Below are 13,649 nucleotides of genomic sequence, written 5' to 3'. Positions count from 1 at the left end.
TGGTTCTCGGTCCTATCGGTAAGATCTTCTGGCAGGGCGGTGGACCATGGCGTTGATACCCGATCTATCCGGCAGTGCGTCTGTACTGGTCTGTGGCGCCAGCCAAGGCATCGGCCTGGCGTTGTGCGAGCAGTTGTTGCAGCGTGAGGATGTCGCCCAAGTGTTTGCGGTTTCTCGGCAAGCCACGACCAGCGCCGAGCTGGCGGCGTCGGCTGAGCGCCATGGACCTCGTCTGGTCAGCCTCGATTGCGATGCGCGCGATGAGCAGGCCCTGCAGCGGCTGGCCGATGCGGTGGCGGCCGATTGCGCTCATCTGCATCTGGTGATCAGCACGCTGGGGATTCTGCATCAGGACGGCGCGCGGCCGGAAAAAGGGCTGGCCCAGCTGGATCTGAGCAGCCTGCAGGCCAGCTTCGCCACCAATGCCTTTGCCCCGATCCTGCTGCTCAAGCATCTGCTGCCCTTGTTGCGCAAACAGCCCGCCACCTTCGCCGCGCTGTCGGCCAGGGTCGGTTCGATCGGCGACAACCGCCTGGGTGGCTGGTACAGCTATCGCGCCAGCAAGGCGGCACTCAACCAGCTGTTGCGCACGGCCAGCATCGAGCTCAAGCGTTTGAATCCTGCGGCCACAGTGTTGGCTTTGCACCCAGGCACCACCGACACCCGGCTCTCGCAGCCCTTCCAGGCCAACGTCCCGGCGGGCAAATTGTTCGACCCCGATTTCGCCGCCCGTTGCCTGCTCGAATTGATCGGCCAGCACGGACCGGTGCAAACCGGCAGCTTCTGGGCCTGGGATGGGCAGCCCATACCGTGGTGAATCTGACGCGCCGCATTCGCGCTGCCGCGACAAAACACCATATTCTCCTGTAGCAGCGGCGCGAGCCGCGTCCGGGACCACCGCAGAGCAACTGACGCACCGCATGCGCAGTGACGCGGCTTGCACCGCTGCTACAGGGGGTTGAGGGATTCGATCCATTGGATGTGTCGGGCGAGCTCGAGGCGCTTGCCGTCGAGTCCGCTTTGGCGAGCGTGGGCCAGGCGTTCGAGGGTGCGACGCTTGAGGTGCAGCAGGCGCTGCCATTTGTCTAGGAACGCCGGAGTACGCTGGCGCAGCTGCAAGGGTCCGAAAAACAGCTCCTGGGGGCTGTAGGTCACCGGTTGGCCGTGATCGGCCACGATGATCTCGTAGTCGAAGCGGTTTTCCCGCAGCACTTCTTCATGCCGGATGCGATAACCATTGTCCATCAGCCACTGGCGCAGATCGCATTCGCCGCCATTGGGCTGCAGGATCAATCGCTCGCCACGGGTCAAATGCGCCCTGCCCGCCTGCAGAATGTCGCGGATGGTTTCCCCGCCCATGCCGCACAGGCTGACCGCCGTGATCCGATCGCACGCTTGAATCGCCGCCAGCCCGTCGGCCTGACGCACGCTGATACAGTGCTCCAGCCCGCTCTCGCGGACGCTGCGCCGGGCCGCCAGAAACGGCGTCTGGGCGACCTCACCGGCAACGGCCTGGGGGATGACACCACGCAGGACCAGCGCCACCGGCAGGTAGGCGTGATCCGAACCGATGTCAGCCAGGTGCGCGCCGACGGGGACCTGGGCGGCCACGCGCTCCAGACGATGGGACAAGCTGTGCGGATTCACGAGTGATCGGTTCTCTGGGTCGGGCGCGCATTCTGGCGAGCGCGCCCGTGCATTTCAACTCATCCGGCAGGTTCCGCAGCAACCTGTGCCGCCAACAGCCGGACGATCCACTCACGGCTGTGGACCAGAGCCCTGTCGGCCATGGGTGTGGGAAAGTGGATGAAACCGTGGGGCGACACCGGCAACAGGCGCAGGTCCACTGGAGCCACCTTGCCCCAGCGTTCGGCCATCAACAGGGTGTCATCGCGCAGCGGATCCAGCTCCCCGACGAACATCAGCGCGGGGGGCAGGCCTTCCAGGTCACCGTACAGGGGCGATACCACCGGCTGCCGTCGTTGCTGATCGTCCAGGTCCGGGGTCAGCAGACGCAACGCCTCGACCATGCCCGGACCGTCCAGCACCAGCGTGTCGGGCCCTGCGTTGCGCACGCTGGGGGTGCCGGTCAGGTCGAAGACACCGTAATACAACAGCGCACCGCACACGCGCTGCAGCAACGCGGGCCATTGCTTGAGCTGCAACAGAGTGGCAGCGGCCAGATGCCCACCGGCGGACTCGCCGACGACGATCACCGGCAGGTCGGCAAACTCGGGAAAGCCATCGCCCAACACGCAGCGCGCGGCCACCAGGCAGTCGTCGAGCAGGCCTTGCAGGGGCGTCGAGACAGCCAGGCGATAGTCGACCGAAACCACGGCGACATCACAGGCCTGCACTAGGGCGATGTTGAGGTCATCGTTCATCTGGGCATTGCCGATGACCCAGCCGCCGCCGTGGAAATCCAGCACCAGACCCTTGGGCGGCCGGGATGGCCGCAGGATGCGCACCTTCACCGGGCGGGCGCCGGGCAGGCGCAGCAGGCGCTCTTCGATGGCCACACCATGGCGCACGGGCTTGAGCGAGCTGGCTAGTTGCCCTGCACGGAGCAGGGTCTGGATCAGCATCGGGGTAACGCGGTTGCGAATGCGGAACCGCGGCAGGCGGCTCAGGGTCTTGTTGAAGCGCTCGGCCTGCGCGATCTGCGCTGCATCGAACGGCCAGCTTTGCTCGGTCTCCACCAGGGGTGTCCTCATACATGAGTAGATGTCAGATAGGAGGGTCTGCGCGTGGTGCGGTTCCCCCATGAGCAGATAACGCGATTAGCGACTATGCTGGCCCTCTTGGTGCCCGTCACCGAATACCGTCGGATCGTTGCAATGGATCATCTGAACCGCTTGCGCGGGTCGCTGTTCAAGTCGGTCTGCGCCCTTTTGCTGTATAGCTTGCTCGACACAGTCGCCTGGGCAGCGAGCCCGCGTGCCTTCGATCTGTACATGCCCGAGGCGCCGCCGCTGAGCATGGCCGGCGTCGCAGGCCAGCAAGGCATCGTGGCCGATGCCGCCGGGCAGGCCATGGTGCTGGCGGGCTATCGAATGAACACCCATATACTGCCCTGGCTCAGGGCGCAACGCACGGTGCAGCAAGGCCAGAACATGCTCATCGTGCCTCTGTCGCGCACCCCTGACAGGGAAGCGGCCTACACCTGGATTGCGCCAATCATGAGTATGGACCGGGCGTTTTTCAGCCTCGACCAGCGCGTCGAAAGCTTCGCCCAGGCGCGTCGCACCTATCATCGCATTGCGGTGGGCATGGGCAGTGCGCAGGAACGCAAGCTGTATGACGAAGGATTCGATGCTTCGCAGATCTACCCGCTGCGTATCGGTGAGAATCCGGCGCAGATGCTGCTGCTGGGGCGCGTCGATGCCTGGTTCAATGGGGTGCCCGAGTCGAAATACATCTGGCGGCAGGTGTCCGAACGGCCGTTGCTGATGAGCCCGGTGCTGATGACGTCGGATCTGTATCTGGCCTGTTCGAAGAGCTGTTCGCCGCAGATGGTGCGCAGTCTGCGCGAAGCGGTGCAAACCCTGCATCGCGACGGTTCGATAAAGCGGTTGGTGGAGCGATACCTGACCGCCCCGCTTTGAGCACGGTGGCGCTGCCGAACGCGGTGGGCCAGAGCCAACGTGGCATTCCCGGACGCGGCTCGCGCCGCTGCTACAGGGACCGTGCAAGCCGCGTCGGCGGTACACGCGGTGGATCAGGGTGAACGCGGTGTTTCCGGACGCGGCTTGCGCCGCTGCTACAGCGGCCGTGCATGCCGCGTTGGCGGTGCAGGCAGGTGGCAAATCCGGCTTGCGCCACCCGTGTAGCAGCGGTGCAAGCCGCGTCGGCGGTACACGCGGTGGATCAGGGTGAACGCGGTGTTTCCGGACGCGGCTTGCGCCGCTGCTACAGCGGCCGTGCATGCCGCGTTGGCGGTGCAGGCAGGTGGCAAATCCGGCTTGCACCACCCGTGTGTGGCGCTCCCGGACGCGGCTCGCGCCGCTGCTACAGGGGCCGTGCATGCCGTGTTGGCGGTGCAGGCAGGTGGCAAATCCGGCTCGCGCCACCCGTGTAGCAGCGGTGCAAGCCGCGTCGGCGGTGCACGCGGTCGGTCAGGCCTGGGCGCGGGCGCTGTGGAGTTTCTTGTAGCTGTCGATCAGGCGTAGATGACGATCCAGGCCTTCGAGCTTCATGCTCGTGGGCGTCAAGCCATGGAAGCGCACGCTGCCGTCTACCGAGCCCAGCGCTGCATCCATCCGCGCATCGCCGAACATGCGGCGGAAATTGACCTCGTAGTCGGCCATGTCCAGGTCGCTGTCCAGCTCCACCTCGAGCACCACGTTCAAGGCCTGGAAAAACAGCACACGGTCCAGGGTATTGGCGTTGTATTGCAGGAACATCTCGACCAGCTCCTTGGCGTCGTCGAAGCGCTCCAGCACCAGCTGGATCAGCACCTTCAACTCCAGAATGGTCAACTGCCCCCACACCGTGTTCTCGTCGAACTCGATGCCGATCAACGTGCGGATATCGGTGTAGTCGTCCAGCTCCGACTCCTCCAGGCGTTGCAACAGATCGCCCAGTGCATCGTCATCCAGACGATGCAGATTGAGAATGTCTTCGCGGAAAAACAGCGCCTTGTTGGTGTTGTCCCAGATCAGGTCTTCGATCGGATAGATCTCCGAGTACCCCGGCACCAGAATCCGGCACGCCTTGGCGCCCAGGTGCTCGTAGACCGCCATGTACACCTGCTTGCCCATCCCGTCGAGGATGGCGAACAGCGTCGCCGCTTCCGCGGCATTGGCGTTGTCGCCCTGAGCGGTGAAGTCCCAATCGGCAAAGGCGAAGTCGGCCTTGGCACTGAAGAAACGCCACGACACCACGCCGCTGGAATCGATGAAGTGCTCGACGAAGTTGTTCGGCTCCATCAGGGCATGGCTTTCGAAGGTCGGTTGCGGCAAGTCGTTGAGCCCCTCGAAACTGCGGCCCTGCAGCAGCTCGGTGAGGCTGCGCTCCAGCGCCACTTCCAGGCTTGGATGGGCGCCGAACGACGCGAACACGCCGCCGGTTCGCGGGTTCATCAAGGTCACGCACATCACCGGGAAGCGCCCGCCCAGGGAGGCGTCCTTGACCAGTACCGGAAAGCCCTGCTCTTCCAGCCCCTGGATGCCTGCCACGATGCCAGGATAGCGCGCCAGTACCACGGCCGGAACGTCGGGCAGCGCCAGTTCGCCTTCGAGAATCTCGCGCTTGACCGCGCGTTCGAAGATCTCCGACAGGCACTGCACCTGAGCTTCGGCCAGGGTATTGCCGGCACTCATGCCGTTGCTCAGGTACAGGTTCTCGATCAGGTTGGACGGGAAATACACCGTCTCGCCATCCGACTGACGCACGAAGGGCAGCGAGCAGATGCCGCGCTCGATGTTGCCCGAGTTGGTGTCGTACAGATGGGAGCCACGCAGTTCACCGTCCGGGTTGTAGATCGCCAGGCAGTGGGCATCGAGGATCTCGCTGGGCAAGGCATCCCTGCGGCCTGGCTGGAACCAGCGCTCGTCGGGGTAATGGACGAAGTCGGCCTGGGCGATGTCCTCGCCCCAGAACTGGTCGTTGTAGAAGAAGTTGCAGTTCAGGCGCTCGATGAACTCACCCAGTGCCGAAGCCAGCGCGCTTTCCTTGGTCGCCCCTTTGCCGTTGGTGAAGCACATCGGCGAGTAGGCATCGCGGATGTGCAGCGACCAGACGTTGGGCACGATGTTGCGCCACGAGGCGATCTCGATCTTCATGCCCAGCCCGGCGAGGATGCCGGACATGTTGGCGATGGTCTGTTCCAGCGGCAGGTCCTTGCCCAGCACATAGGTGCTGGCGCCCGCCTGCTGGGTCGGCATCAACAGGGCTTGGGCATCGGCGTCGAGGTTGTCGACTTCTTCGATGATGAAGTCCGGCCCGGTCTGCACCACCTTCTTCACGGTGCAGCGGTCGATGGAGCGCAGGATGCCCTGGCGGTCCTTGGCGGACATGTCCGCCGGCAGCTCGACCTGAATCTTGAAAATCTGGTTGTAGCGGTTTTCCGGGTCGACGATGTTGTTCTGCGACAGGCGAATGTTGTCGGTGGGAATGTTGCGCGTGTTGCAGTACAGCTTGACGAAGTACGCCGCGCACAACGCCGACGATGCCAGGAAATAGTCGAAAGGCCCCGGCGCCGAGCCGTCGCCCTTGTAGCGAATGGGTTGGTCGGCCACCACCGTGAAATCGTCGAACTTGGCTTCAAGTCGAAGGTTGTCGAGAAAATTGACCTTGATTTCCATGGGGGAGCACCTGATGCAAGCAAAAACGAATGGCGCGCATTATCCGGTTTTTTCACCTGTGCGTCTTGGGCGATCACCGGCGGCGGTGGACGGGCTGGCGAACGGACCGCTGCGGCGATACTAAATCGCCGCCACCAGTGAATTTTTTGGTGTCAATTTGTATCTCATGGGGACAAGCCGCTTTGACACAAAGAGAAACATCGATGAAATCTCGTAGAAAAAAAGTCAACCCGATCGGGTTGAACGACATCACCATCGTCGACGACGTCAAGATGCGCAAGGCGATCACCGCCGCCGCGCTTGGCAACGCCATGGAGTGGTTCGACTTCGGCGTCTACGGCTTCGTGGCCTACGCGCTGGGCAAGGTGTTCTTCCCGGGTGCCGATCCCAGCGTACAGATGATCGCGGCCCTGGCCACCTTCTCCGTGCCTTTCCTGATTCGCCCCCTGGGTGGCCTGTTCTTCGGCGCACTGGGCGACAAATACGGCCGACAGAAAGTCCTCGCCGCAACCATCGTGATCATGTCGCTGAGCACCTTCGCGATCGGCTTGATTCCGTCCTACGACTCCATCGGAATCTGGGCCCCGATCCTCTTGCTGCTGGCGAAGATGGCCCAGGGCTTCTCGGTGGGCGGCGAGTACACCGGCGCTTCGATCTTCGTCGCCGAGTACGCCCCGGACCGCAAGCGCGGCTTCCTCGGCAGCTGGCTGGACTTCGGTTCGATAGCCGGTTTCGTGCTCGGCGCCGGCGTGGTGGTCGGGATCTCCGCCGTGATCGGCGAGGAGAAGTTCCTCGACTGGGGCTGGCGTTTGCCGTTCTTCCTGGCCTTGCCGCTGGGCATGATCGGCCTGTACCTGCGCCATGCGCTGGAAGAAACGCCAGCGTTCCAGCAGCACGTCGACAAGCTCGAACAGGGCGATCGCGAAGGCCTGGCCGGTGGCCCGAAGGTTTCGTTCAAAGAGGTGGCGACCAAGCACTGGCGCAGCCTGCTGACCTGCATCGGCATCGTGGCGGTGACCAACGTCACCTACTACATGCTGCTCACCTACATGCCCAGCTACCTGTCGCACAACCTGCATTACAGCGAAAGCCATGGTGTGCTGATCATCATCGCGATCATGGTCGGCATGCTGTTCGCGCAGCCGGCAATCGGTTATGCCAGCGACAAGTTCGGCCGCAAGCCCTTCATTCTGTTCGGCAGTATCGGCCTGTTCTTCCTGGCCATTCCGGCCTTCATGCTGATCAACAGCGGCAAGATCGGCCTGATCTTCGCCGGCCTGCTGATGCTGGCCGTGGTGCTGAACTTCTTCATCGGCGTGATGGCCTCGACGCTGCCGGCGATGTTCCCCACGCACATTCGCTACAGCGCCCTGGCCAGCGCCTTCAACGTCTCGGTATTGATCGCCGGCCTGACGCCGACAGCGGTCGCCTGGCTGGTGGAAAGCACCGACGACCTGTACATGCCCGCGTACTACCTGATGGTGTTCGCCGTGATCGGATTCGTCACTGCCATCACCATGAAAGAGACCGCCAACCGGCCGCTGCGCGGTGCGGCACCAGCGGCTTCGGACATCGAAGAAGCCCGTGAGCTGCTGGTCGAACACCACGACAACATCGAGCAGAAAATCGAAGACATCGACACGCAGATCGCCGAGCTGGAAGCCAAGCGCAAGTCCCTGGTGGAACAGCATCCGCGCATCAACTAAGCCTCGACCTGGCCTGGCTGCGAACCGCGCCCGCGGTTTTCAGCCTCTGGCCAGGCGCTCGCGCAGGTAGTCGACCACGGCGGCCTGGTCGCCAGCAAATTCGATCCGCGACGCCTTGCTTTCACGCTGATAGGCGTACATCGGATCGTAGTACTCGTGCAGCAACCCTTCGATCCACCCGCGATGCAGATCGACCTGACCACTGCGCTGCTGTTCGTCCAGCGCGGCCTGCATCAGGCCCTGCAGACGCTGATGCCGCTCGCCGCCCAGGCGCTTGTAGATCCGATCCAGGCTTTGCAACAGACGCTCGGCAAACAGCTCATGGCCCTGCTCGCCATGCAGGCTGACGAACTCCGCGCACAAGTCCACCACGTAGTCACGCAGAATGCGCTCGACCCGGTTGTCGAAGCTGTCTTCCAGCCACACCAGAGGATAACCCTGCATGCCCTGATGCAGGGACAACGGCACGTTGCAACTGCCGACCAGACGGCTTTCGTCTTCGAGCACGAACTGCTCGATGCCAGCGGCGCGCTTTTTCAGCACGTCGATGGCCAGGCGGTTCTCGAAATCGATCTGCGCCGGCTGCCCGGTCGCGCGCTTGCCGAAGCTGGAGCCGCGGTGGTTGGCATGCCCTTCCAGGTCCAGGGCATTGCTCAACTGCGCCAGTACGTCGGTCTTGCCGGTGCCGGTCATGCCGCCCAGCACCACGAACCGGCATTGCTCCACCGCCTGTTCGAGGGTGTCGAGCAGGAAGCTGCGCATGGCCTTGTAGCCGCCCAGCACTCGCGGGTAGTCGATCCCGGCTTCGTGCAGCCAGCGTTGCACGGTCTGCGAACGCAGGCCGCCGCGGAAGCAATACAGGTAGCCGTTTGGATTGGCCTTGGCGAACGCCGCCCAGGCCGCGATCCGGCGTTCCTTGATGTCGCCTGACACCAGGCGGTGGCCCAGGGCGATGGCGGCCTCCTGGCCGTGCTGCTTGTAGCAGGTACCGACCTTCTGCCGTTCCAGGTCGTCCATCAGCGGCAGGTTGTGCACACCGGGGAAGGCGCCCTTGTCGAACTCCACCGGCGCGCGGGCGTCCATCATCGGCACATCGCCCAGGAACAACGCGCGGTAGTCGCTGCTGTTGTCACGCATCAGATCACCTCGACCGCATGGGGCAGACGTTCGATCAAACGGCCGATGGGTGCCAGCTGCAGGCCCAGTTCCGCGGCCAGGGCAACGAACTCGGCTTCACCGGCGGCGCTGACCGCGACCAGCAAGCCGCCGCTGGTCTGCGGGTCGCAGAGCAGGTCACGCTGCTCATCGGTCAGGGCAGCGATGCGATCGCCGTAGCTTTCAAAATTGCGTTGGGTGCCGCCGGGCACGCAGCCCTCGCGCAGGTAGTGATCGATGCCCGGCAGGCGCGGCACGGCGGCGTAGTCCAGGCGTGCGGTCAGTTGCGCGCCATCGGCCATCTCGACCAGGTGCCCGAGCAGTCCGAAACCGGTGACGTCGGTCATGGCGCTGACCCCGGCCAGTTTGCCGAAGCGACTGCCGGGCTTGTTCAGGGTGCACATCCAGTCGCGGGCCACGCCGACGTCTTCGTCGCGCAGCCTGGATTTCTTCTCGGCGGTGGTGAGGATGCCGATGCCCAGCGGCTTGGTCAGGTACAGGCGGTCGCCGACCTGGGCGGTGTCGTTGCGCTTCATGTGGCGCTTGTCGACCAGGCCGGTCACCGCAAGGCCGAAGATGGGTTCGGGGGCGTCGATCGAATGCCCGCCGGCCAACGGAATGCCGGCGGCGTCGCACACCGCACGGCCGCCGCGGATCACTTCGCGAGCCACTTCCGGGGGCAGCAGATTGACCGGCCAGCCGAGAATGGCGATGGCCATCAACGGATCTCCGCCCATGGCGTAGATGTCGCTGATCGCGTTGGTGGCCGCAATGCGCCCGAAATCGAACGGGTCATCGACGATGGGCATGAAGAAATCGGTGGTGGACACCACCCCGCGTTCCTCGTCGATCGCGTACACCGCAGCGTCGTCGCGTGAGGCATTGCCGACCCACAGTCTGGGGTCCAGGTTCTGCGCGCCGCTGCCGGCCAGGATCACTTCCAGGACCTTGGGCGAGATCTTGCAGCCGCAGCCGGCACCATGGCTGTATTGGGTCAAACGGATGGGCGAATTCATGGCAGCCTTCTCGAGGTCCGGGAAACAAGCTGCGAAGTCTATCAAAGCTGGCCTTTCCTGCAGTGACTCTTATAATCGCGCCTTTTCTATCCTCGCGTACCGGGCCTGGCCCGCGCGCCTTGCGCCACCTTTCGGAGACCCACCATGTTCAAGCGCTCCCTGTCACTGGTTGCCGGCCTTGCCTTGTGCGCCAGCGCGGTCACCAGCTTCGCCGCCGACGTTCTGCGGGTGTCCGCCATCCCCGACGAGGCACCCACCGAATTGCTGCGCAAGTTCAAGCCGCTGGGTGCGTACCTCGAGCAGCAGACCGGCATGAAGGTGGAATTCGTACCAGTGGCTGACTACCCGGCAGTGGTCGAGGCGCTGGCCACCGATCGTCTGGACATGGCCTGGCTGGGCGGCTTCACCTTCGTCCAGGTCAACCAGAAAACCGGCAACGCCATTCCCCTGGTGCAGCGTGAGCAGGATGCCCAGTTCACCAGCAAATTCATCACCAGCGATCCGAACGTCAAGTCGCTGGCCGACCTCAAGGGCAAGAGCTTCGCCTTCGGCTCGATCTCGTCGACGTCCGGCAGCCTGATGCCGCGCTATTTCATGCTGCAGGACAACATCAAACCTGAGACCTATTTCAGCCGCGTCGCCTACTCGGGCGCCCATGACGCCACCGCAGCGTGGGTGCAGGCAGGCAAGGTCGATGCCGGCGTGCTCAATGCCAGCGTCTGGCAGAAGCTGGTCGACAGCGGCAAGGTCGACACCAACAAGGTCAAGGTGTTTGCCACCACGCCGACCTACTTCGACTACAACTGGACCGTGCGCGGCACCCTCGACCCGGCGCTGGCGGACAAGCTCAAGCAGGCGTTCCTTGCCCTCGACCCGGCCAAGCCCGCGGACAAGGCGATCCTCGACCTGCAGGCAGCCAGCCGCTTCATCCCCACCAAGCCTGAGAACTACAAGGGCATCGAGGACGCCGCCCGCGCTGCCGATCTGTTGAAATGACCCTGCGCCTGACGGCCGTCGACCTGCGCCACCGCAACGGGGTGCAGGCTTTGCGCGACGTGCATCTGAACATTGCCGCCGGGGAGCGCGTGGCGATCATCGGTCCGTCGGGCGCCGGCAAGTCCAGCTTGCTGAATGTGCTGGCGACCGCCCTGCAGCCCAGCGCTGGCGAGCTCGCGGTGCTGGGCCCGCAGCCCTGGCAGCTGAGCAGTCGCGCACGACAGCGCCTGCGCGCGCGCATCGGCCTGATCCATCAGGCCCCGCCGCTGCCGCCCCGACAGCGGGTGGTCACGGCGGTGCTGGCCGGCAAGCTGGGGCAATGGGGTCTGGGCAAGAGCCTGCTCAACCTCCTGCATCCGGTGGACATTGCCGGCGCCCGTGCGCTGCTGGCGCGGCTGGACCTGGACGACAAGCTGTTCGCCCAATGCCAGCAGCTGTCGGGCGGCCAATTGCAGCGCGTTGGCATCGCTCGCGCCCTGTATCAACAGCCGGAGTTGTTGCTGGCCGACGAGCCGGTTTCGGCGATGGACCCCAGGCTGGCCCGGCATACCCTGGACCTGCTCTGCCAGCACGCCAGCGAACAGCACGTCACCCTGGTGGCCAGCCTGCACACGGTGGAGCTGGCATTGGCCTGCTTCCCGCGGATCATCGGCGTGCGCGACGGCCGGATCGCCTTCGACCTGAGCGCTGCCGAAGTCACCCCACAGCGCCTGGATGACCTGTATGCCAACGCGCAGCTGAGCCCTGCCCCCACGTCAGCGGACACCGCGACGCCCTGGCTGCCGCGATGCTGAGTCGGCACCACCGCGATCCGGCCGCTCTGCCGCGGCTGCTGCTGGCCGCGCTGGCCGTACTGTTGCTGTGGCCCGGCATCCGTCTGGCCGAGCTGAACCCAGGCGTGCTGTTCGATCCGGCCGTCAGCCGATCCACCGGTGCCTTCCTGGCCGGTTTCTGGCCGCCGGCCCATGACCGGGACTTTCTGGCGCTGCTGTGGGACGCGACCTTGCAGACCTTGGCCATCGCCACCGCGGGCATGTTTCTGGCGCTGGTGCTTGCAGTGCCCGCCAGCCTGCTCGCCAGCCGCGCCTTGTCGCTGTCCGCGGCCAGCATCGGCGCTCGCCCTGGCTGGGCGGGCACTTGCGTGCGCTGGCCGGTGCGTGGCGTGCTGATCTTTCTGCGCAGCGTGCCGGAGATCGTCTGGGCTCTGCTGTTCGTCCGCGCGGTGGGCCTGGGCCCGACCGCCGGTGTGCTGGCGATTGCCATCACTTACGCAGGAATGCTTGGCAAGGTGTATGCCGAGATCTACGAGTCGGTCGACCAACGTCCGGCCCAGGCCCTGATGCGTGCCGGCGCCGGGCGCCTGGCCGCGTTCGCCTATGGCACGCTTCCGGCCGCTGCCGCCGAGCTGATGTCGTACACGGTGTACCGCTGGGAGTGCGCAGTGCGCGCCTCGGTGGTGATGGGCTTCGTCGGTGCGGGTGGGCTGGGTCAACAGATCGACCTGTCGATGCGCATGTTCGCTTCGGCCGAAGTGGCCAGCATCCTGCTGACGTTCATCGTGCTGGTGCTGTTCGCCGACCTGCTCAGCCGGGTGCTGCGAGGGCGTTTCACATGAGGCGCCTGAGCAATGCGGCGCTGGTACTGGCCATCATCCTGACGGTGGTCGCCTCCTTCGCCTATCTGGGCCTGAACCCATTCAACCTGGGCGATGCCGACAGCCTGGGTCACATGGCACGTTACGCGGCGCGCTTCCTGTCTCCGGATTTCACCGCCGCACACCTGTGGGCCGTGGGCCATGCCTCACTGGAGACCCTGGCGATGTCGGCCCTGGGCACCTTGCTGGCCGCAATCGCCGCCTTGCTGCTGGCTATTCCCGCTGCCGGCCGATTGGGCTGGCCCCTGCAGGGCCTGGCCAAGCTGCTGCTCAATGCCTTGCGTGCAGTACCCGAGCTGGTCTGGGCGGTGCTGATGGTGCTGGCCGCCGGGCTCGGACCCAACGCCGGCACCCTGGCGCTGGCCTTGCACACGGCCGGTGTGCTCGGCCGGCTGTTTGCCGAAGCCCTGGAAAACACCCCACCCGAACCTGCCAACGCGATTCGTCTGCAGGGCGGCAACGCCTGGCTGGCGTTCTTCTACGGCACCCTGCCCAACCTCTGGCCACAGCTGCTGGCCTACACCCTGTACCGCTGGGAAAACAACATTCGCATGGCCAGCATTCTCGGCTTCGTCGGTGCCGGCGGGCTGGGACAGATGCTTTACGTCAGCCTCAGCCTGTTCCAGGAGGCGCGCGCCAGCACGCTCATTCTGGCCATGCTGCTGCTCGTGCTGGGCGTGGATGCCCTGAGTGGCTGGATGCGTCAGCGCTGGATTCGCCTTTAGGCTCTGGCAGCCACCCGCCTGTCGGCGACGGTCGAGCTCACGCGCGGCTTTCGCCATTAGTCGCGTTGACAAGATCGTCAAGAGCTGTCGAT

Annotated in this window: 12 protein-coding genes; 7 read left to right on the top strand and 5 right to left on the bottom strand. The window is 64.7% G+C overall.

Annotation, left to right across the window (positions count from 1 at the left end):
• Positions 1 to 46: 46 nt before the first annotated feature.
• Positions 47 to 817: an SDR family NAD(P)-dependent oxidoreductase gene (locus tag BLV18_RS06735; RefSeq protein WP_090357184.1), complete on the top strand. Its 771-nt coding sequence runs from the start codon at positions 47 to 49 to the stop codon at positions 815 to 817.
• 131 nt (positions 818 to 948) lie between these two features.
• Here the strand turns inward: BLV18_RS06735 and BLV18_RS06730 are convergent, their stop codons facing one another.
• Positions 949 to 1,647, bottom strand: a complete 699-nt coding sequence (locus tag BLV18_RS06730; RefSeq protein WP_090357181.1) for a tRNA (adenine(22)-N(1))-methyltransferase — start codon at positions 1,645 to 1,647, stop codon at positions 949 to 951.
• A gap of 59 nt (positions 1,648 to 1,706) precedes the next feature.
• Entirely contained in the window at positions 1,707 to 2,699 is a 993-nt protein-coding gene (locus tag BLV18_RS06725; RefSeq protein ID WP_090357179.1) for an alpha/beta hydrolase, read from the bottom strand.
• Positions 2,700 to 2,837: 138 nt separating this feature from the next.
• Here BLV18_RS06725 and BLV18_RS06720 point away from each other — a divergent pair, with 138 nt between their 5' ends.
• Entirely contained in the window at positions 2,838 to 3,605 is a 768-nt protein-coding gene (locus BLV18_RS06720; protein ID WP_090362079.1) for a substrate-binding periplasmic protein, read from the top strand.
• Between the two features lie 510 nt (positions 3,606 to 4,115).
• Here BLV18_RS06720 and BLV18_RS06715 read toward each other — a convergent pair.
• Positions 4,116 to 6,305 (bottom strand): OsmC domain/YcaO domain-containing protein, encoded by a 2,190-nt coding sequence (locus BLV18_RS06715; protein ID WP_090357177.1) that lies wholly within the window; start codon positions 6,303 to 6,305, stop codon positions 4,116 to 4,118.
• Between the two features lie 203 nt (positions 6,306 to 6,508).
• On the opposite strand from BLV18_RS06715, the gene proP reads away from it, so the two are divergent.
• Positions 6,509 to 8,011, top strand: coding sequence for a glycine betaine/L-proline transporter ProP (gene proP / locus BLV18_RS06710; RefSeq protein ID WP_090357176.1), 1,503 nt, complete (start codon positions 6,509 to 6,511; stop codon positions 8,009 to 8,011).
• A 39-nt stretch (positions 8,012 to 8,050) separates the two neighbouring features.
• Here the strand turns inward: proP and mnmH are convergent, their stop codons facing one another.
• Positions 8,051 to 9,148: a tRNA 2-selenouridine(34) synthase MnmH gene (gene mnmH / locus BLV18_RS06705; protein ID WP_090357174.1), complete on the bottom strand. Its 1,098-nt coding sequence runs from the start codon at positions 9,146 to 9,148 to the stop codon at positions 8,051 to 8,053.
• Entirely contained in the window at positions 9,148 to 10,182 is a 1,035-nt protein-coding gene (gene selD / locus BLV18_RS06700) for a selenide, water dikinase SelD (RefSeq protein ID WP_090357171.1), read from the bottom strand. The genes mnmH and selD overlap by 1 nt, the downstream gene beginning before the upstream one ends.
• A gap of 144 nt (positions 10,183 to 10,326) precedes the next feature.
• On the opposite strand from selD, the gene BLV18_RS06695 reads away from it, so the two are divergent.
• From BLV18_RS06695 to phnE, 4 genes are read left to right on the top strand one after another with little or no spacing between them, the layout of a single operon-like run.
• The gene (locus tag BLV18_RS06695) at positions 10,327 to 11,178 is read left to right on the top strand and encodes a putative selenate ABC transporter substrate-binding protein (protein WP_090357169.1); all 852 of its coding nucleotides are present in this window, start codon (positions 10,327 to 10,329) and stop codon (positions 11,176 to 11,178) included.
• Positions 11,175 to 11,972 (top strand): phosphonate ABC transporter ATP-binding protein, encoded by a 798-nt coding sequence (locus BLV18_RS06690; RefSeq protein ID WP_090357167.1) that lies wholly within the window; start codon positions 11,175 to 11,177, stop codon positions 11,970 to 11,972. Before BLV18_RS06695 ends, BLV18_RS06690 begins: the two co-directional genes overlap by 4 nt.
• A complete protein-coding gene (locus BLV18_RS06685) occupies positions 11,966 to 12,793 on the top strand; it encodes a PhnE/PtxC family ABC transporter permease (RefSeq protein ID WP_090357165.1) in 828 nt (275 codons plus the stop codon). Before BLV18_RS06690 ends, BLV18_RS06685 begins: the two co-directional genes overlap by 7 nt.
• Positions 12,790 to 13,557 (top strand): phosphonate ABC transporter, permease protein PhnE, encoded by a 768-nt coding sequence (phnE, locus tag BLV18_RS06680; protein WP_090357163.1) that lies wholly within the window; start codon positions 12,790 to 12,792, stop codon positions 13,555 to 13,557. Before BLV18_RS06685 ends, phnE begins: the two co-directional genes overlap by 4 nt.
• The last annotated feature ends 92 nt before the right edge of the window (positions 13,558 to 13,649 follow it).

It is taken from the genome of Pseudomonas coleopterorum, assembly GCF_900105555.1.
Taxonomy (GTDB): domain Bacteria; phylum Pseudomonadota; class Gammaproteobacteria; order Pseudomonadales; family Pseudomonadaceae; genus Aquipseudomonas; species Aquipseudomonas coleopterorum.
The sequence above is the reverse complement of the archived record's forward strand: the minus strand, read 5'-3'. Positions and strand labels throughout refer to the sequence as shown.

Bases quoted from the DNA above. Each gene is read 5' to 3' on its own strand.
- BLV18_RS06690 (WP_090357167.1), top strand. From the start codon at position 11,175: ATGACCCTGCGCCTGACGGCCGTCGACCTGCGCCACCGCAACGGGGTG.
- BLV18_RS06720 (WP_090362079.1), top strand. From the start codon at position 2,838: ATGGATCATCTGAACCGCTTGCGCGGGTCGCTGTTCAAGTCGGTCTGC.
- BLV18_RS06735 (WP_090357184.1), top strand. From the start codon at position 47: ATGGCGTTGATACCCGATCTATCCGGCAGTGCGTCTGTACTGGTCTGT.
- BLV18_RS06685 (WP_090357165.1), top strand. From the start codon at position 11,966: ATGCTGAGTCGGCACCACCGCGATCCGGCCGCTCTGCCGCGGCTGCTG.
- proP (WP_090357176.1), top strand. From the start codon at position 6,509: ATGAAATCTCGTAGAAAAAAAGTCAACCCGATCGGGTTGAACGACATC.
- phnE (WP_090357163.1), top strand. From the start codon at position 12,790: ATGAGGCGCCTGAGCAATGCGGCGCTGGTACTGGCCATCATCCTGACG.
- mnmH (WP_090357174.1), bottom strand. From the start codon at position 9,148: ATGCGTGACAACAGCAGCGACTACCGCGCGTTGTTCCTGGGCGATGTG.
- BLV18_RS06715 (WP_090357177.1), bottom strand. From the start codon at position 6,305: ATGGAAATCAAGGTCAATTTTCTCGACAACCTTCGACTTGAAGCCAAG.
- BLV18_RS06695 (WP_090357169.1), top strand. From the start codon at position 10,327: ATGTTCAAGCGCTCCCTGTCACTGGTTGCCGGCCTTGCCTTGTGCGCC.
- selD (WP_090357171.1), bottom strand. From the start codon at position 10,182: ATGAATTCGCCCATCCGTTTGACCCAATACAGCCATGGTGCCGGCTGC.